This window comes from Flavobacterium sp., from assembly GCF_036405015.1.
GTDB lineage: Bacteria > Bacteroidota > Bacteroidia > Flavobacteriales > Flavobacteriaceae > Flavobacterium.
Genome location: NZ_DASWYK010000012.1, coordinates 40,476 through 59,217, shown reverse-complemented (window position 1 = coordinate 59,217; position 18,742 = coordinate 40,476). Strand labels below are relative to the sequence as shown.

At 33.5% G+C, this 18,742-nt stretch carries 15 protein-coding genes; 10 read left to right on the top strand and 5 right to left on the bottom strand.

Features of this window, described 5'->3' with window-relative positions; translation table 11 throughout:
* The 4 genes from VGE71_RS01150 to VGE71_RS01135 all read left to right on the top strand — a co-directional run.
* Window positions 1-1,585 (top strand): 2-oxo acid dehydrogenase subunit E2 (locus VGE71_RS01150; protein WP_331136658.1); only part of this gene is annotated, 1,585 nt, incomplete at its 5' end.
* Window positions 1,586-1,676: 91 nt separating this feature from the next.
* Window positions 1,677-3,524: a hydrolase/aminopeptidase gene (locus tag VGE71_RS01145; protein ID WP_331136657.1), complete on the top strand. Its 1,848-nt coding sequence runs from the start codon at window positions 1,677-1,679 to the stop codon at window positions 3,522-3,524.
* Window positions 3,525-4,124: 600 nt separating this feature from the next.
* Window positions 4,125-4,655, top strand: coding sequence for a carboxymuconolactone decarboxylase family protein (locus tag VGE71_RS01140; protein WP_331136656.1), 531 nt, complete (start codon window positions 4,125-4,127; stop codon window positions 4,653-4,655).
* 96 nt (window positions 4,656-4,751) lie between these two features.
* Entirely contained in the window at window positions 4,752-5,630 is an 879-nt protein-coding gene (locus tag VGE71_RS01135; RefSeq protein ID WP_331136655.1) for a helix-turn-helix domain-containing protein, read from the top strand.
* Between the two features lie 70 nt (window positions 5,631-5,700).
* Here VGE71_RS01135 and VGE71_RS01130 read toward each other — a convergent pair whose 3' ends face one another.
* Window positions 5,701-6,942, bottom strand: a complete 1,242-nt coding sequence (locus VGE71_RS01130) for a glycosyltransferase (RefSeq protein WP_331136654.1) — start codon at window positions 6,940-6,942, stop codon at window positions 5,701-5,703.
* A 112-nt stretch (window positions 6,943-7,054) separates the two neighbouring features.
* Here VGE71_RS01130 and VGE71_RS01125 point away from each other — a divergent pair, with 112 nt between their 5' ends.
* Both VGE71_RS01125 and VGE71_RS01120 read left to right on the top strand, forming a co-directional pair.
* Complete coding sequence (locus VGE71_RS01125; RefSeq protein WP_144215565.1) at window positions 7,055-7,636, top strand: tRNA-(ms[2]io[6]A)-hydroxylase; 582 nt, start codon at window positions 7,055-7,057, stop codon at window positions 7,634-7,636.
* A gap of 51 nt (window positions 7,637-7,687) precedes the next feature.
* Entirely contained in the window at window positions 7,688-10,450 is a 2,763-nt protein-coding gene (locus tag VGE71_RS01120) for an AsmA-like C-terminal region-containing protein (RefSeq protein WP_331136653.1), read from the top strand.
* A gap of 85 nt (window positions 10,451-10,535) precedes the next feature.
* Here the strand turns inward: VGE71_RS01120 and VGE71_RS01115 are convergent, their stop codons facing one another.
* The 3 genes from VGE71_RS01115 to rplU form a co-directional block, all read right to left on the bottom strand.
* Window positions 10,536-11,840 (bottom strand): hypothetical protein, encoded by a 1,305-nt coding sequence (locus VGE71_RS01115; RefSeq protein WP_331136652.1) that lies wholly within the window; start codon window positions 11,838-11,840, stop codon window positions 10,536-10,538.
* Between the two features lie 130 nt (window positions 11,841-11,970).
* Window positions 11,971-12,231 (bottom strand): 50S ribosomal protein L27, encoded by a 261-nt coding sequence (gene rpmA, locus VGE71_RS01110; protein WP_111367867.1) that lies wholly within the window; start codon window positions 12,229-12,231, stop codon window positions 11,971-11,973.
* A 24-nt stretch (window positions 12,232-12,255) separates the two neighbouring features.
* Window positions 12,256-12,693 (bottom strand): 50S ribosomal protein L21, encoded by a 438-nt coding sequence (gene rplU, locus VGE71_RS01105; protein ID WP_331136651.1) that lies wholly within the window; start codon window positions 12,691-12,693, stop codon window positions 12,256-12,258.
* Window positions 12,694-12,966: 273 nt separating this feature from the next.
* Between rplU and VGE71_RS01100 the strand changes: the two genes are divergently transcribed.
* Together VGE71_RS01100 and VGE71_RS01095 are read left to right on the top strand one after the other, a co-directional pair.
* Window positions 12,967-14,289, top strand: a complete 1,323-nt coding sequence (locus tag VGE71_RS01100; protein ID WP_144215567.1) for a M16 family metallopeptidase — start codon at window positions 12,967-12,969, stop codon at window positions 14,287-14,289.
* Between the two features lie 12 nt (window positions 14,290-14,301).
* Complete coding sequence (locus VGE71_RS01095) at window positions 14,302-16,350, top strand: pitrilysin family protein (protein ID WP_331136650.1); 2,049 nt, start codon at window positions 14,302-14,304, stop codon at window positions 16,348-16,350.
* Window positions 16,351-16,517: 167 nt separating this feature from the next.
* Here VGE71_RS01095 and VGE71_RS01090 read toward each other — a convergent pair whose 3' ends face one another.
* Complete coding sequence (locus VGE71_RS01090; protein ID WP_331136649.1) at window positions 16,518-17,384, bottom strand: DMT family transporter; 867 nt, start codon at window positions 17,382-17,384, stop codon at window positions 16,518-16,520.
* A 101-nt stretch (window positions 17,385-17,485) separates the two neighbouring features.
* On the opposite strand from VGE71_RS01090, the gene VGE71_RS01085 reads away from it, so the two are divergent.
* Both VGE71_RS01085 and VGE71_RS01080 read left to right on the top strand, forming a co-directional pair.
* Window positions 17,486-17,863 (top strand): heavy metal-associated domain-containing protein, encoded by a 378-nt coding sequence (locus VGE71_RS01085; protein WP_331136648.1) that lies wholly within the window; start codon window positions 17,486-17,488, stop codon window positions 17,861-17,863.
* Window positions 17,864-17,975: 112 nt separating this feature from the next.
* The gene (locus VGE71_RS01080) at window positions 17,976-18,695 is read left to right on the top strand and encodes a hypothetical protein (RefSeq protein ID WP_331136647.1); all 720 of its coding nucleotides are present in this window, start codon (window positions 17,976-17,978) and stop codon (window positions 18,693-18,695) included.
* Window positions 18,696-18,742: the final 47 nt, after the last annotated feature.

Here is an 18,742-nt window from a genome sequence, read left to right as displayed (position 1 = left end):
AGGAACGGTAGCGACTTGGCTTAAAAAAGTAGGCGATAAAGTAAGCGAAGGAGATATCTTAGCTGAAATTGAAACAGACAAAGCAACAATGGAGTTCGAATCTTTTAACGAAGGAACTCTTTTACATATCGGAATTCAAGAAGGAGAAACTGCTCCTGTTGATTCATTATTAGCAATCATTGGTAAAGAAGGAGAAGATATTTCTGCTCTTTTAGCTGGTGGTGATGCTCCTGCTGCTGAAGCTCCAAAAGCGGACGCTCCTGCTGCTGAAGCTGAAACTGCTGCTCCTGCAAAAGCAGCTGAATTACCAAAAGGAGTTATAGTTGTAACTATGCCTCGTTTAAGTGATACAATGACAGAAGGTACAGTAGCAACTTGGTTGAAAAAAGTGGGCGATACTGTTGCTGAAGGTGATATCTTAGCTGAAATTGAAACAGACAAAGCTACTATGGAGTTTGAGTCTTTCAATGCTGGTACATTATTATACATCGGAATTCAAGAAGGAAGTACTGCTCCTGTTGACAGCTTATTAGCGATCATTGGACCTGCAGGGACTGATATTTCTGGAGTTGCTGATAACTTTACTGCCGGAGGTGCTGCAACTGCAAGCGCTCCTGCTGCTGAAGAAACAAAAGCTGCTCCAGCTGCTGAAAAAGCAACTGAAACTGTAGCTGACAATTCTAACGGAGGAAGAATTTTAGCTTCACCATTAGCTAAGAAAATCGCTTCTGACAAAGGAATCCAATTATCTCAAGTAAAAGGATCTGGAGAAAACGGTCGTATCGTGAAAAGCGATATCGAAAACTTTACTCCATCTGCACAAGGACAAACTGCTGCTTCTGCGCCAGCTGCTAAAGCTGAAGATAAAGCTGCTGCTCCAAAAGTATTTGTTCCTGCTGGAGAAGTTTACACAGAAGAGATCAAAAACTCTCAAATGCGTAAAATCATTGCTAAACGTTTATCTGAGTCATTATTTACTGCTCCTCACTACAACTTAGTGATTGAAGTAAGCATGGACGAAGCTATGCAAGCAAGAGCTGCTATCAACAGCGTTCCAGACACAAAAGTATCTTTCAACGATATGGTAATCAAAGCTTGTGCATTAGCATTGAAAAAACACCCAAAAATCAACTCTACTTGGAAAGAAGATGCTATCATCATCAACCACCACGTAAACATTGGTGTTGCTGTAGCTGTTGAAGACGGATTAGTAGTTCCTGTATTGAAATTTACAGATGCTATGAGTTTATCTCAAATCGGCGGAAGTGTTAGAGATCTTGCTGGAAGAGCTAAAAACAAAAAATTAGGACCACAAGAAATGGAAGGAAGCACATTTACAGTTTCTAACCTTGGAATGTTTGGTATCACTGAATTTAATTCAATTATCAACCAACCAAACTCTGCAATTCTTTCTGTAGGTGCAATTGTTGAGAAACCAGTAGTTAAAAACGGTCAAATCGTAGTTGGAAACACAATGATGTTATCATTAGCTTGTGACCACAGAACTATTGACGGTGCAACTGGAGCTCAGTTCTTACAAACATTAAAACAATACATCGAAAGTCCAGTTACAATGTTGGCGTAATCGTTGTTAATTTTATAATTAAATCCCGTTTTGTTTATTCAAAACGGGATTTTTTATTTAATTTTCATCCTCAAATTCAATACCTCATAATATGAAGAAACTAATCCTTGTAACTTTGTTTCTGACAGCAATTGCCTGCCAGAAAAAAGAACAAACCGAAAAAACAACAGCCGTTGTCGATGAACACAGTTATTCTAAACCAGAACTTGCTGTTGCAAAACATCTTGACCTTGACATTAAAGTTGATTTTGATACGCAAACTATTTCAGGAAAAGCATCTTGGACAATTGACAATATCAGCAAAGGAAATGAAATTATTTTCGACGAAAATACACTAGAAATTACAAAAGTAACTTTAGGCAACGACGAAAAAGAAACCAAATTCGAACTTGGAAAAGACACTGAATTTCACGGAAAACCGCTTCATATTACCATTGAACCAAATACAACTAAAGTAAACATTTACTACAACACAACTAAAGACGCTGTTGCTTTGCAATGGTTAAAACCGGAACAAACGGCAGACAAAAAGAAACCATTTTTATTCTCTCAAGGAGAAAGCGTTTGGTCTCGTACTTGGATTCCGTGTCAAGACTCGCCTGGAATTCGTTTTACTTATAATGCAACAGTTACGGTTCCTAAAGATTTATTGGCTGTAATGAGCGCTGTAAATCCGCAGAAGAAAAACGGTACTGGAATTTATACTTTCAAACAAGACAAAGCAATTCCGTCTTATTTAATGGCGATTGCAGTTGGAGATATTGAATTTCAAGCTATTGACAACAGAACGGGAGTATACGCAGAACCATCAATGCTAAAGAAATCAGCATACGAATTTGCTGAACTTGGAAAAATGGTTAATGCTGCTGAGAAATTATACGGACCATATCGTTGGGGACGTTACGACGTTTTGGTTTTACCGCCTAGTTTCCCTTATGGCGGAATGGAAAATCCAAACTTAACTTTCTTAACGCCTGGCGTAATTGCAGGAGATCGTTCGCTGACAAGTTTATTAGCACACGAATTAGGACACAGCTGGAGCGGAAACTTAGTTACCAACGCAACTTGGGATGATATTTGGTTAAACGAAGGTTTTACAACTTATGTAGAACACAGAATTGGCGAAGCAATCTTTGGAAAGAAAGAATTTGAAATGCAAAACGTTATCACCAACAAAGAATTGGTTGATAATGTTACTGAATATGGCGATACAAGTCCAGACACTAGATTAAAAGTTAGTTTGACTGGAAGAAATCCTGATGACGGAATTAGTATGATTCCTTACGTAAAAGGTTATGCTTTTTTAAGAGTTATTGAAAATGCTGTTGGTCGTGAAAAATTCGATCCGTTTATTAAAAACTACTTTGATTCTCATGCATTCAAATCAATTACAACAGAAGATTTTGTTAAATATATCAATGAAAATTTAATCAAAGGAGACAAAGCTTTAGCAGATAAAATCAAATTAGAAGATTGGATTTACAAACCAGGAATTCCGTCAAATATTCTTCCTGTAAGTTCTCCTGATTTTGATGCGATTGACGCTATTCAAAAAAGCTGGAGAGAAACTGGTGTTGCGGGATTAAGCAAAAAAATCACCACAACTGCAGAGAAACAGCATTTTATAGACCATCTTCCTGCTGATATTACTGTTGCAGAAATGGATGCCATTGACAAAGAATTCAACTTTACAAAAGGTGGAAATTTTATCATTAAACGTCAGTGGTTTGTTCAGGCATTAATTCACCAATACAAACCAGCTTATCCTGCAATCGAGCAATTCTTAATTGGAATCAGCAGAACTGGATCTGTTATGATGCTTTATAAAGAAATGGTTAAAACTCCTGAAGGAAAAGTGTGGGCGAAACAAGTTTTTGAAAAAGCGAAGTCTGGTTATCATGCTACGACTATTCAGGCTGTTGAAGGTGTTTTGAAATAGTATTTAGTTTTCAGTCGCAGTCACAGTTTTCATCTCACAAACTACGACTGACAAATGAGACTGAGAACTAAAAAAATAATTTAAAAGAGGTTGTCTTTATGAAGACAACCTCTTTTAAATTATTGATAAGTCCCAGCGGGACGAAATATGTATAGAAATAATTAATTTCAATTCAAAAAAAGCTCCAGCGGAGCGACACATCTAGTTATCTCGATTATAAATATGTCGCTCCGCTGGAGCTTTTTTAAATATCCTAGACAATTAATCTATAAATATTTCATTCCTCTGGAATTTTTATTCCTAAAAAACATCTTATAAAAACGAGTGCCCTAGCCCAGATTGAAGTGGAAAGCCCGGAGCTCAAAAGCTTGATTTTTCTTGCCAGAAAACAGCGACCAACGGAAGCTCGTTTTATGGCTTAGAAAAATCAGGCTTTTGTGCGAGGACTTGAAGCGGAAAGCTGGATTAGCTCCTGAAAATAAAGAGAGGGAAAATTATCCATCACATAGCGTCAATCCTCCATGTTCTAAAATCTGTCATAGTTGCAACTTTGTAATGTCAAAAGACAACAACAAATAACAACTTTAAAAATTAAATAAAATGACACGATTAACAGCATTAAACCCAGAAGAAGTAACAGGAAAAACTAAAGATTTATTCAACGCTGTACAAGCAAAATTAGGCGTTGTTCCGAACATGATGAGAACAATGGGGAATTCTCCAGCAGTTTTGGAAGGATACTTAAATTTAAGCGGTGCTTTGAGCCACGGAAAATTGAGTGCAAAAACAGGTGAATTAATCGCCTTGGCAGTTTCAGAAAGCAATTCATGTGATTACTGTTTAGCAGCTCACACTTTTATTGGAGAGAAATTAGTTAAAGCAGATCCAGCAGTTTTAAAAGCAGCGAGAACAGGAAATTCTGATGACGCGAAAACAGAAGCTATTTTGCAATTGGCTAAAACTTTGATCAGCAAAAATGGTTTGGTAAACGACGAAGATGTAAACAAAGCTAAAAATGCTGGAGTTTCTGATGCAGAAATTGCCGAAACTGTTGCACATACAGCTTTGAACGTATTAACAAACTACTTCAACAATTTAGCGAATACTGAAATTGATTTTCCTGCAGTATAATTAAACAGCACTTTCACAATAACAAAAAACAATGTATAAAGATAGCTCCGAATTTATTTGAGAGCTATCTTTATATTTCCAAAAATGAAATAAATCATGAGTTCGCAAAATGTTTTCACTTTAACAAATCCGCAGAATGGTAATTTGGCTTTTAAGATTCTTTCTTTTGATGACAACAGCCATTTTGACCATTTACAGCGAAATAATTATTATTCTTTGATTTGGGTTACCAAAGGAAAAGGCAAAGTAAAAGCCGATTTTGCAGAACATCATTTTGAAGAAAACTCACTTCTCGCCTTTTCTCCATATCAGCCGTTTATGCTTTGCGTAAATGAAGAAATTGAAGGAATTGCGATTCATTTTCATCCTGATTTTTATTGTATTCACATGCACCAGAAAGAGGTTTCTTGCAATGGCGTTTTATTCAATAACATTTATCAGCCTCCTTATGTGAAAGTTACGGAACAAGCCGCATTGACTTTTAATATGGTTATTGATCAAATGAAAACGGAGATTCAGAATGCAGAATTAGCGCAATACGAATTGCTTATTTCGTATTTGAAAATCTTTTTAATTACAGCTTCAAGATTAAAAACGGAGCAATTAGAAGAAATGAAATCGGTTCCTGATACCAAAGAACCTATTATTCTTCAAAATCTAAAAGACGCAATCGAACTGAATTTTAAAACCAAACATTCAGCTGGAAATTATGCTGATTTACTGAATATTTCGCCAAAAGCTTTAGCCAAATTATCTAAGAATTATTTCAATAAAACCTTGACCGATTTGATTTCGGAACGCATTATTATTGAAGCCAAAAGAGAATTATACCTGACCAACAAAACAGTCAAAGAAATCGCCTACGAATTAGGTTATGACGACGAACATTATTTCAGTCGTTTCTTCAAAACCAATGCCGATGTTTCGCCACAAATTTATCGTGAAACAGTAGGCTTTGGAAAAATGGAAGCTTAGATTAGTTTTCAGTCGCAGTTTTCAGTCGCAGTCACTAGTTACTGCAAACTGTGACTGTGACTGTGACTGATTACCTATTCTTCGCTTCAATCCATTTTGACATGTACATGGTACTTTTAAATGCGTGGTGTTGCAATAAATTGCCCATAAAATTATGCAGACGATGATTTTTGGAATCTGCCAAAAATGAATTTGTCAATGCAATCAATTTCTCGGAATAAGTGCTTTTTTGATAACATTTATTGATGATTTCGATTCCGTTTTTTTGAGATTGTTTCCAAAGATTTTCTTCTTGATAAAGTGCAATTGCTTTTTTAGCAAATTCGGCTGGATTATCTTCGATGAAACCGTTCCAAGGTAAATTTTCATGCATTGCTTCAGAACCAATCGAAGTTGTTATACTTGGCGTTCCGCATTGCATGGCTTCTAATAATTTACCTTTTAATCCTGCTCCAAAACGAATTGGCGCTAAAACAATTCTTGCTTTTTTTACAATTTCATTGGCGTCTTCTGCCCTTCCTTTGATGTAAAAACCATTTTTAGGCTGATGCAATTGCAATACTTTTTGAGAAGGATATGCTCCATAAACTTCTAAAACAGCTTCTGGAAAATCCTTTCTTATCAAAGGCCAGATTGCTTCTTTTAAATGCTGAACGGTATTCCAATTGGGTTCATGAAGAAAGTTTCCGATGAACACAAAGTTTTTTCTTTCCTCAAAAGAAGGTAATTTTAAAAGTTCTTCTTCTTTCATTTCATCAACCAAAAACGGAAGATAAAACAGTAAATCTTCATTAATTCTGAAAACCTCTTTTAGAATATTCATTTCGAATTCAGAAATAATTAGAGACAAATCACATCTTAAAATACTTGCGATTTCTCGTTTTGCTACTTCTTCAGACAATAAATCAAAAAGTTCAAAAGTTCTGCTTTCTTTGAAGGCTTTTTGTCTTGCTGTCCTCAAACAATGCAAATCTTCTGTATCTAAAATTCGAATGGCATTTGGACATTTTTCGATTACTCGCCAGCCGAATTGTTCTTCAATCATAAAACGATCAAACAAAACAACATCTGGATTTAATTCTAAAACAAAATCATCGAAACTCGAAGAATTAAGCTCGATGCTTTTTTTGATTACGCCAAACTCAGACAAATCAACCATAAAATCACTGTCTTGCGCAGCACTGGCAAAAGTAACTTCGAATCCGTTTTGCTTAAAAATCGAAATCAATTGCATCATTCTTCCGCCCGCTGCAGAAGAATTTGGTTCAGGCCAGACAAACCCAATAATTAAAAGTTTTTTTATCTGATTCATTGCATTTTTTTTGAACATACAAAATAATGCTTTTTTAAGCTTAATACCACGATATTTCCTGATTTTTGGTCATAAAAAAACACTAATTTTGCAGAACTAAATTCTGGAAATTATGTTGGGATTAAAATTAGCTACAGACCCTCGTTGGGTAAATATCGTGGAATCGAATATCGAAGAAATTTTAACGGATCATGCTTGGTGCGAGCAAAAAGCCGCTTCAAACGCGATCAGTATCGTAACGTATAACTCTGAATTAGAAGAATTAGTAACCGAAATGCTTGAAATTGCACGAGAAGAACTAGAGCATTTTCAGATGGTTCACAACATTATAAAACAACGCGGACTTACTTTAGGTCGCGAAAGAAAAGATCATTACGTAAATGAGCTTTTTAAATTCATGAAAAAAGACGGAAGTCGACGTGATGCACTTTGCGATCGCTTACTGTTTTCTGCGATGATCGAAGCTAGAAGTTGCGAACGCTTTAAAGTACTTTCTGAAAACATTCAAGATCAGGATTTAGCAAAATTCTATCGCGATTTAATGATTTCTGAAGCTGGACATTACACTACATTTTTAGGTTTTGCTAGAAAATATCAAGACAATATCGACATCGATAAACGATGGAAAGAATGGATTGAATATGAAGGTTCTATTATTACCAATTATGGTAAAAACGAAACCGTTCACGGATAAATTACGCTCTTTTTTCTATAGTTTTTACATCTAAATACCACACAACTCGTTATGCAAAAAAGTAAATCCAGATCAATCGTATTTAAAATTGCGAAGTATTTCGGAATAACTTTCGCTGTTATTTTAGGATTATTATTTTTAACGCCTATCGTTTTTGAAGATCAAATAAAAGAGCAGATCAAAAAAACCGCTAACGAAAGATTGAGCGCAGAATTGAATTATTCTGATGTTTCCGTTTCTTTTTTTCGTCATTTCCCTTCGCTTACTTTAACCTTAGACAATTTAAGTTTAAATGGTTCTGCTCCTTATAAAAACGAAAAATTCATCACTGCCAAAGAGGTTTCTTTCGGAATAAATGTAGCGAGTTTGATCTTTAGTAAATCGGTAAAAATTGACCAGATTTATTTATCCGATTCTTTTATTAATGTAAAAGTGAATCCGAATGGAGAAGCTAATTACAACATTTATAAATCTCAAGAACAAGCTTCACAATCCAAAGACAGTTCTGATACGGCCTTAAAATTAGAACGAATTGAGATTTTAAATAGTAAAATTGTTTACGATGACAAATCGACAAAAGTTCATTTTGATGCTTTTGGCTTTAACTATTTAGGAAAAGGAGATTTGAATAAAGCCGTATTCGATTTATATTCAAAAGCTAAAATTGAAAAATTAAATATTGTTTATGAAGATGAGCCTTATTTAATGAACAAAAAGATTGATGCCGATTTGATTACTAAAGTAAACATCAACTCGCTTTCTTTTTTCTTTCAACAAAACAACTTAAAAATCAATCAGCTTTTGGTTGATTTTAAAGGGAAATTTGATATTTTGAAGGATGGCTATAATATGGATTTTGTTATTAAATCTGACAATAGCGAACTATATGATGTCTTCACAGCGTTTCCGCCAAAATACATTACTTGGCTTTCTCAAACAGAGCTAAAAGGAAAAACAGATCTTCTTTTTACTTTGAAAGGAAAATATATTACTTCGCAAAACTTGGCACCAGATCTGAATTTGGATGTAAAAATAAAAGACGGATTTGTGAATTATCAGAAAAGTGCATTTCCTGTATCCAATTTAAATTTAGATATCAAAACAACAGTTCCGTCGCTAAATCCAGATTTAGTAATTGTTGATGCTAAAAACTTGGCTTTAAACATCAATCAGGATTATTTGAAATCTAAGTTTTTGGTTAAGGGAATTAATACACCAGATATTAATGCTGATTTTAAAGCAAAAATTGATCTTGAAAAATTGACTAAAGCACTCGGAATTCCTGATATTGAATTAAAAGGAGCTTTGACTGGAGATTTAAAAGCAAACGGAATATTCGACCAGAAAAACAAACGTTTTCCTGTTACAAACGGTGTAGTTGATTTAGAAAACGGATATTTAAAAACACCTTATTATCCAAATCCAATTACAAACATTACCATTAAATCTAAGATTGAAAACCAAAAAGGAACTTTTCAGGATTTACAAGTAAGCTTAAAACCAACTCAATTTACTTTTGAAGGAAAACCAGTTTTCGTACAAGCTGATTTGAGCAATTTTGATGATTTAAATTATGATGTAAAAGCAAAAGGCGAATTGGACGTAAATAAAATTTATAAAGTTTTCTCGCAAAAAGGTCTTGATTTAGATGGTTTCATCAAAGCTGATTTAGCTTTAAAAGGAAAACAAAGTGACGCTGAAAAAGGAAACTACAGCAAATTGAACAATAAAGGAACTCTTGAATTAAGAAATATCGGAATTGCTTCTGAATATCTTCCACAAAAATTCATCATTAAAGAAGGAATTTTCAAAATCAATCAGGATAAAATGTCTTTCAATAATTTCTTGGCTGCTTACGGACAATCTGATTTTAAAATGAACGGTTATTTACAAAACGTAATCAATTATGTTACGACGAATACAGGCGTTTTAAGAGGTTCTTTTAAAGTTACGGCGCGATATATCAATGTTGACGAATTTATGTCTAGCACAAATCCTAATGCTTCTGTGACACAAAACAACGCACCGAAACCAGAAGCAAAACCAACCGACAATAAACAAACAGGCGTTATTATTGTTCCAACAAACTTGAATTTACAATTGCTAGCAAATGCGCAAAAAGTAAATTTTGACAAATTAAATCTGCAAAATGCAACTGGAAATCTAAGCATGAAAAATGGAAAATTAACCATGCAGAATACTGGTTTTGATTTAATTGGCTGCAAGGTTTCTATGAATGCCAATTATCAGGCTGTAACTCCTCAAAAAGCTAATTTTGACTATTCAATCAAAGCGGCTGATTTTGACATTAAAAGAGCTTATAACGAAATAGAAGTTTTTAGAAAAATGGCAAGTGCAGCAGAAAAAGCACAAGGAATTGTTTCTTTAGATTACCAATTAAAAGGTCGTTTAAACGGAAATATGGAACCTGTTTATCCTTCACTTGCTGGAGGCGGGGTTCTTTCTGTAAAAGATGTGAAAGTAAGAGGTTTGAAAATGTTTAATGCCGTAAGCAAACAAACCAATTCGGAATCGATGAAAAACCCAGATCTTTCAAAAGTTGATATTAAAACCACGGTTAAAAACAATATTATAACTGTAGAACGCTTTAAATTTAAGTTTGCAGGTTTTAGACCAAGAATCGAAGGAACATCAAGCCTTGACGGAAGATTAAATCTAAAAATGCGTTTAGGATTACCTCCTTTCGGAATTTTTGGAATTCCATTAACCGTTACAGGAACCCAAGATAATCCAAAAGTAAAAGTAGGACGTAAGACTGAGGATTTAGAAGAAACTAAGGATACGGATAATTAAATTTCAATTTTAAAAATTCCAAATTCCAATCTTTATCATATTGACCTTTGTCAAAGTTTTGAACTTTGACAAAGGTTTTTTCTTTTTAGAATGTTGGGTTCAGAATGAATATTACCTTAGAAACATATAAAATCCCTTTAGCTAACAACCACAGTAATAAAGCTGCCCCAAGCAGTTTCCAAGCCCAAGCTTTTCCTCTTTTCCAATCTGAGAAGAATGAAAAAATCTCAAAGTATTTTATCATAATATAAGTACTTGTGCCTAACAACGAAAACCACACAATCTCATTAAAATGATGCTTAAAACCATACCCGAAAATCAGACCTAAGAAAAGCATTATTATAAATTGCAGATAATAATAATTCCCAAAATGGTACCTATAATTAAACTTTGAAGACAAAATCAGAAACGATATTAACAACAAAACTAGTAACGCCGAGATGACATTATACAAAAGAGAATTATTTTGAAAAATAAGCGCAATGACCACAATTAGAGCAACTACTGTACAACCGGCCAAAGAATTTATACTTCTTTCCCTATTATCAGATTTAAAAGGCAACAAAACCGGATATAAATATTTTTCAAGAACACGCCAGAAAGGCAAAGCATAAATTGCCGCAATTCCTGAAAGTACGATTTCATAGTTATAAAAAACATCCTGAGGAACTTTATACAATACGTACAAAAGTGCAAGGGTAAGACATAATGCAGGCAAACAAATTGTTTTAACAGCCTCCCACGGATTTTCTCCCCAAAAATTATTCTCTATCTTAAAAATATATCGCTTCATTAGATATTCTCTGGCAAAAACAGCTGTTGTTTGACTCCACAACAAACACAATCCGACATGAATAAGGACTGTGCGCAGCACAAATTCTTCAACAGAAACCCCATAATAAATAAAAAGAACACTGATGACCAACAATTCATAAGTCAATAAAATTGGCGAAAACAAATACCTGAACAAAGGTGTAAAATGTTTAATTATGAAATCAATCAGCAAATTCCAATATCTTTTAAACAAAGCAATAATAGCACAAATAGCAATAAACGCAGACAAGTAAAACATCCAATTGGTTAGCGATTGTGCTTCTATCCAGAACTGAATAGATGAATTTTTAGGCGGAGTATATACAATATGAGAATGAGCATAAACTTGCGAGGCCAGTTCATTTCTCACTTTATCATCAAATTGTGGAAATTGATTTTTATGTTTCAGCCAGAATTGTTCTGTTTCAAAACCATTCTTTTTAAGAACCGCCAATTCATACAAAACGCTTTTTTGTTCCTCACTTAACGAATTCAAATAATTGTTAGTATTATCTGAAACAGCTTTTGCATACGTACTGAAACAGCACAGCAGTATAAGTAGTATTATTTTTTTCAACTTTTAATATTTAAGACATAAAAACAAATGCAAAAAGTAAATATAAGTTTTTAAAGTCTTTCTAAAAATATAAAAACAAAAAACCCGATCATTTCTGAACGGGTTTTTTATAAAAAGTAATCTATGATTATTATGCCTCGAATGGGATAATAGATACATAAGATTTGTTATCTCTTTTCTTTTGGAACTTAACAACTCCAGCAACTTTAGCATGCAAAGTATGATCTTTACTGATGTAAACGTTTTCACCTGGATTGTGTTTTGAACCTCTTTGTCTAACGATGATGTTCCCAGCAATAGCAGCTTGACCACCATAAATCTTAACGCCTAGACGTTTTGATTCTGATTCTCTACCATTCTTCGAACTACCGACACCTTTCTTGTGAGCCATGACGTATGAGTTTAAATATTGTTATTATTCTTTAGTAGCTTCTTTTTTTGCTTTTGGAGCTGCTTTTTTTGCTTTTGGAGCTTCTACTTCTTCAGTAGCTGCTTCTTCTGCTACAACTGCTTTTTTAGTTGCTGCTTTTTTAGTTCCTCCTGCTGCAGTAATACCTTCAATTACAATTTGTGTAAGATATTGTCTGTGACCATTTCTTTTTTTGTATCCTTTTCTTCTTTTCTTTTTGAAAACGATAACTTTATCACCTTTTAAGTGTTGTAACACTTTAGCTTCTACTGAAGCACCTTCTATAGCTGGGGCGCCTAAAGTTACATTTCCATTGTCATCTAATAAAAGAACTTTGTCAAAAGAAACTTTTGAACCTTCTTCGTTAGCTAAACGGTGAACATAAACCTTTAAGTCTTTGCTTACTTTAAATTGTTGCCCTGCTATCTCTACGATTGCATACATACCAAATTGATTTATTGATTTTTAAGGTTGCAAATATACAACTAAAAATTTACTGTGCAATCCCTAAAAGCAAAAATATTTCATTCGCAAAAAACACTGTATATCAAGCATTTTTAAAACCAAAAACGCATTTATTTAAAGTAAAAGATTGTTAAAATATCATGTAATTGTAAACAAATCTGTTATTGATAATTAAAAAAAACTATTTTTGATGTAACTAAAATCAACTCTTGTGTACCTACTCTTGTTTGATATATAAAATTATTAATCTTTATGAAAAAATCAATAATGATGTTAAGTGCTGCATTAATGCTTGGCGGAGTAGCTCATGCTCAAAAAGTAGCTTTTGAAGAATACAATTTAGATAACGGTCTTCATGTTATTTTACACAACGACCCTTCTGCTCCTGTTGTTATTACATCGGTAATGTATCATGTTGGATCAAAAGATGAACGCCCGGACAGAACTGGATTCGCTCACTTTTTTGAACACCTATTATTTGAAGGAACCCAAAATATCAAACGTGGCGAATGGATGAAAATCGTTACCGCAAATGGAGGAGTTAATAACGCCAACACATCTGATGACAGAACCTATTATTATGAAGTTTTTCCTTCCAACAGTCTAGAACTTGGTTTATGGATGGAATCTGAAAGATTAATGCATCCTATTATTAATAAAATTGGTGTTGACACCCAAAACGAAGTAGTTAAGGAAGAAAAAAGAATGCGTTACGACAACCAGCCGTACGGAAATATTCTTTCGGAAGTTAAAAAGAACATGTTCAAAAAACATCCTTACAGATGGACTACAATTGGTTCTATGCAAGATTTGGATGCCGCAACTTTAGAAGAATTTCAAGCTTTCAATAAAAAATTCTATACTCCAAACAATGCTGTTTTAGTAGTTGCAGGAGATTTTGAAAAAGCCAAAACCAAAGAATGGATTCAGAAATATTTTGGACCGATTCCGAGAGGTGAAGAAGTTAAAAAACAAACTTTTGTAGAAGATCCAATCACGCAGCCAATTAAAGCGACTTATGAAGATCCGAATATTCAGATTCCAATGATTGTTGCTTCATATAGAACGCCTTCAATGAAAACCAGAGACGCTAGAGTTTTAGATTTAATTTCTTCTTATTTAAGTGATGGAAAAAGTTCTAAACTTTACAAGAAAATAGTTGATGACAAAAAAATGGCCCTGCAAATTGGCGCCGTAGGATTCAGTCAGGAAGATTATGGAACGTATATTTTATATGGTCTACCAATGGCTCCAAACACAACTGCCGATATTTTAAAAGAAATAGACGAAGAAATAGTAAAAATTCAAACCGATCTTATTTCTGAAAAAGATTATGAGAAATTACAAAACAAATTCGATAACAATTATGTAAATGCAAATTCTAGCGTAGAAGGAATTGCAGAAAATCTTGCGTCTTACTATTTACTTTATGGCGATGTAAATTTGATCAATACCGAAATCGACATTTACCACTCTATAACAAGAGAAGAAATTAGGGAAGTTGCCAAGAAGTATTTAAATCCTAATCAGCGCTTAATTTTAGATTATATTCCGACGCCTAAATCTCAAAACTAAGAATATCGAATCATGAAAAAAATATATACTTTTTTAATCCTTTTATTCCTAACTGGAATTATGCAAGCACAAGATCGTCCACAACCTAAACCAGGTAACGCCCCAGTAGTCAACATCAAAAAACCACAGACCTTTGTTTTAGCAAACGGAATGAAAGTTTTGATTGTTGAAAACCATAAATTGCCTCGAGTAAGTTTTACACTTACTTTAGACAACGCACCATTTACTGAAGGCAATAAAAAAGGAGTTGACGAATTAACAAGCAGTTTGATTGGAAACGGGACTAAAAAAACAACCAAAGAAGCTTTTAATGAAGAAATTGACTTTTATGGAGCTAATATCAATTTCACTTCTCAGGGCGCTTATGCGAGTTCATTATCCAAATATTCTGGACGTGTTTTAGAACTTTTAGCCGAAGGTGCTTTACAGCCAAATTTCACACAAACAGAATTTGACAAAGAAAAAGCAAAACTTTTAGAAGGACTTAAAGCAGACGAAAAAAGCGTTCCAGCGATTTCAAATAGAGTTGTTGATGTTTTAGCTTTTGGAAAAAATCATCCAACTGGCGAATATCTTTCTGAAGAAACTGTAAAAAATGTTACGTTAGAAGATATTCAAAACAATTACAAAACTTATTTCGTTCCAGAAAATGCTTATTTAGTAGTTATTGGAGATGTAAAGTTTAAAGACGTAAAAAAAGCTGTAGAAAAACTATTTAGCGGATGGAAAAAACAAGCAGCACCAAAAAACATTTATCCTGATCCTATTAATCCTTCAAAATTACAAATTGATTTTGTAGATGTTCCAAATGCAGTTCAGTCTGAAATTTCACTGGTAAATACTGTGAATTTAAAAATGAGTGATCCAGATTTTTTCCCTGCTGTTATTGCAAATCAAATTTTAGGAGGTGATTTCAACAGCTATTTAAACATGAACTTGCGCGAACAACACGCATGGACTTATGGCGCAAATTCAAGTATTGGAAGCGGAAAATATGTAACTAAATTCAAAGCTTCTTCGGCAGTTAGAAATACTGTTACAGATAGTGCTGTTGTGCAATTCATTAAAGAAATCAAAAGAATTCGTACTGAAAGAGTCGATCCTGAAGTTTTAAGAAACGTAAAAGCTGGTTATATTGGAAGATTTGTTATGCAGGTTGAAAAACCTCAGGCTGTTGCACGTTATGCTTTGAACATTGAAACAGAAAAACTTCCAGCTGATTTCTACGAAAAATACATTCAAACGATCAACAATGTTACCGCAGATGACATTTACCGCGTAGCAAACAAATATTTCCTATTAGATAATATGCGAATTGTTATTGTTGGAAAAGGATCTGATGTAATTTCAGGTTTAGAAAAACTACAAATTCCGATTTCGTATTTCGACAAATATGGAAATCCTACTGAAAAACCTTCAACAAAAAAAGAAGCTCCAAAAGATCTTACAGCTAAAACTGTTTTTGAAAATTACATTAAAGCAATTGGCGGAGAAAAAGCGGTTAGTTCTGTAAAAACACTTTTTATGAATGGAACGACTTCTATACCACAAGCTCCTACTCCATTAACTTTTATTTCTAAATCAGATGCAAAAGGAAAAATGATGGTTTCTCTTTCAATGGGAACAATGACTTTAATGAAACAGGTAGTTAACGAAAAAGGCGCTTATGTAGAACAACAAGGACAAAGAAAAAACCTTGAAGGCGACGATTTAGCTGAAATGAAAGCCAACGCAGCTCCTTTTGAAGAATTACAACTGGCAAAAAGAACCGATTTAAAAGTAGATGGAATTGCACCAATCAACGGAAGCGATGCTTATGTTATCAAAGACGGCAAAACAACCTATTATTACGATGTGAAATCAGGCCTAAAAACCGCTGAATCAAAAGTTCGTGAACAGGGCGGAAAATCAGCAGAACAAATCACCAATTTCAATGATTACAAAGAAGTAAAAGGTGTTAAAGTTCCTTTTAATTTAGTTCAGAATGTTGGTTTTGAATTGGATATTAAAATGTCTGATGTAAAAATCAACGAAGGAGTTTCTGAGAAAGATTTTCTTTAATATAAGATAACTAAGGTACTGAGGTGCTAAGTTTCTAAGATTCTAAGGCTTTGTCAAAGTTTTGAACTTTGACAAAGCTTTTTTATAAAGTATGTAAGACCAAGCAAAGCAGAAAACTATTTCACAAATAACTTATAACTTATAACTCATAACTCATAACCAAAAAATCACTTTTTCGCCGATAAATAAACTCCAATCAAAATAACGAATGCTCCAATCGATTGAATTGGCGTTAAAAATTCATTATCCAATAATCCCCAGAAAAAAGCAACAATTGGAATCAAATATGTTACCGATGTTGCAAACACAGGCGATGACATTTGAATCAATTTAAAGAAAAGAATGTTGGCTATTCCGGTTCCCAGAACACCTAATATCATTACAAAAAATATAGAATGTTGCGTTTCTACCAAATGTATTTTCTGATTGATATCAGTTGTACTTAAAATAATCAATGCTGGCAAAAATAAAACTGCAAAATTTCCGGTTGTAATACTAACCGAATTCAAATCATGCAAATATTTTTTAATCAGATTTACATTGATCGCATAACTTAAGGTCGCAATAACAACCACCAAAATATAAATATAGTTTTGACTTCCTGAAGAAGAATCGCCACTTAAAACCAAAAGAAGACAACCTACAAGACCAACGAAAACACCTAAAACTTGTCTTTTTTGAAACTGAATTCCGAAAGCTATAATTCCTAAAACTAAAGTATTTAAAGGCGTCAGCGAGTTTAAAATGGCTACAATTGAACTATTTACCTGAGTTTCGGCAATTGCAAAAAGATAAGCAGGCATAAAAGTTCCGAAAAACGAAGTGATCGCAACATATTTCCACTGGCGTTTAGAGATTTTCTTTAAGCTATTAAAACCAAAAATCAACAGAAAAAGCGCTGCAAAAATAATTCGGAACGATCCTACTTGAATAGCAGTCAAGCCAATTAGTCCTTTTTTTATTAAAATAAAAGAACTCCCCCAAATAAGAGAAAGAATCGTTAGGTAAATCCACTTTGACTGTTTTGTATCCATAAATTGTAATTTACTGCAAATTTGTAATTATTTTACGAACTGAGCGCGCTCTTTTTATTAATTTTGCAGGAAAGTAATTCGCAATTTAAAATTTATATATAATGAAAATTTCAAAAATCTTAATCGCCGCAACAATTGCTGGTTTAGTATTTGTTGGTTGTAAAAAGGCAGAAGACAAAAGTCTTGAAGTTGTAAATGCCGAAAAAACTACTCCAAAAGAACACAAACCAATTGCTGCCGAAAATCTTCAAACAGCAAGTTTCCAAATTGAAGGAATGACTTGCGCTATGGGATGTGCTAAAACAATCGAAGAAGAATTAGCAAATCTTGACGGAGTTGACAAAGCAACAGTCGATTTTGACAAGAAAACAGCAACAGTAAGTTTCGACAAAACAATCCAAAATCCTGAATCTTTAACAAAAGTAGTTCAAGAAACAGGAGACGGAAAAACATATAAAGTTTCGAATTTTAAATCTTAACTCGAATTCAAGACAAAAAAAGGCGTTCAAATTTGAACGCCTTTTTAATTTATATTTGTTACAAAGCGAACGATTCATTAATATAGAAACATCATTCAAACAGATTTAGTTCATGAAAATTACTTTTCCAATTCTAATAACATGCATGTTGTTATTTTCTTGTAATGAAAAAACAAAGACACAAAAAGAAAAACCAAATAAAAAAGAGACTATAGCCAAAAAAGAAAATCTAAAATCCATTACAGAAAGAAAAAACAACTCAAAAGAAGATATCCAAATTCAATTTTCAGATTTATCGATTTCAATGAAAGATTTTGATACAAGCTGGAAAGACGAACACATAAATGATAATATTTACGAAACCAAAAATGATACAGCCGTCTTTTATCTAGACCCTGGTTATTTACTGGAAAGACCATTCAAAATCGATCAACCTGAATTTGATGAAATAGAATTGTTTGGACAATTTGAGACAAAAGTAGGGATATATTCCAAACAAGAACTCGAACAACCATTGTGCATTTTAGAAGACTGGAAAAATCACTTATCAGAATGGACAAAATTAGAAGTCAACAGAAAAGATTTACAATTTCCCATTATTAATGATAAAACAAACAATCCAATATCCTTTACTATAGACGAACTCAAAATTGCTGTTGAGAAGCATTGTGGATCTGAATGGTTAAATGAAGTCAGAAATATTAAATCTTTAGATAAAATTAATACCAATTTTTTCACTACTAGGTACATTTATAAAATTAAAGCAAAAAATAGCAGAACAAGCAAGACAGTTGAGAAATTCTTTGTTTTTTATACACCTACAAGTTGCTAAATTTTAGCTTAAACTTCTTTCCCATACCTTTCAACACATCCATCCTT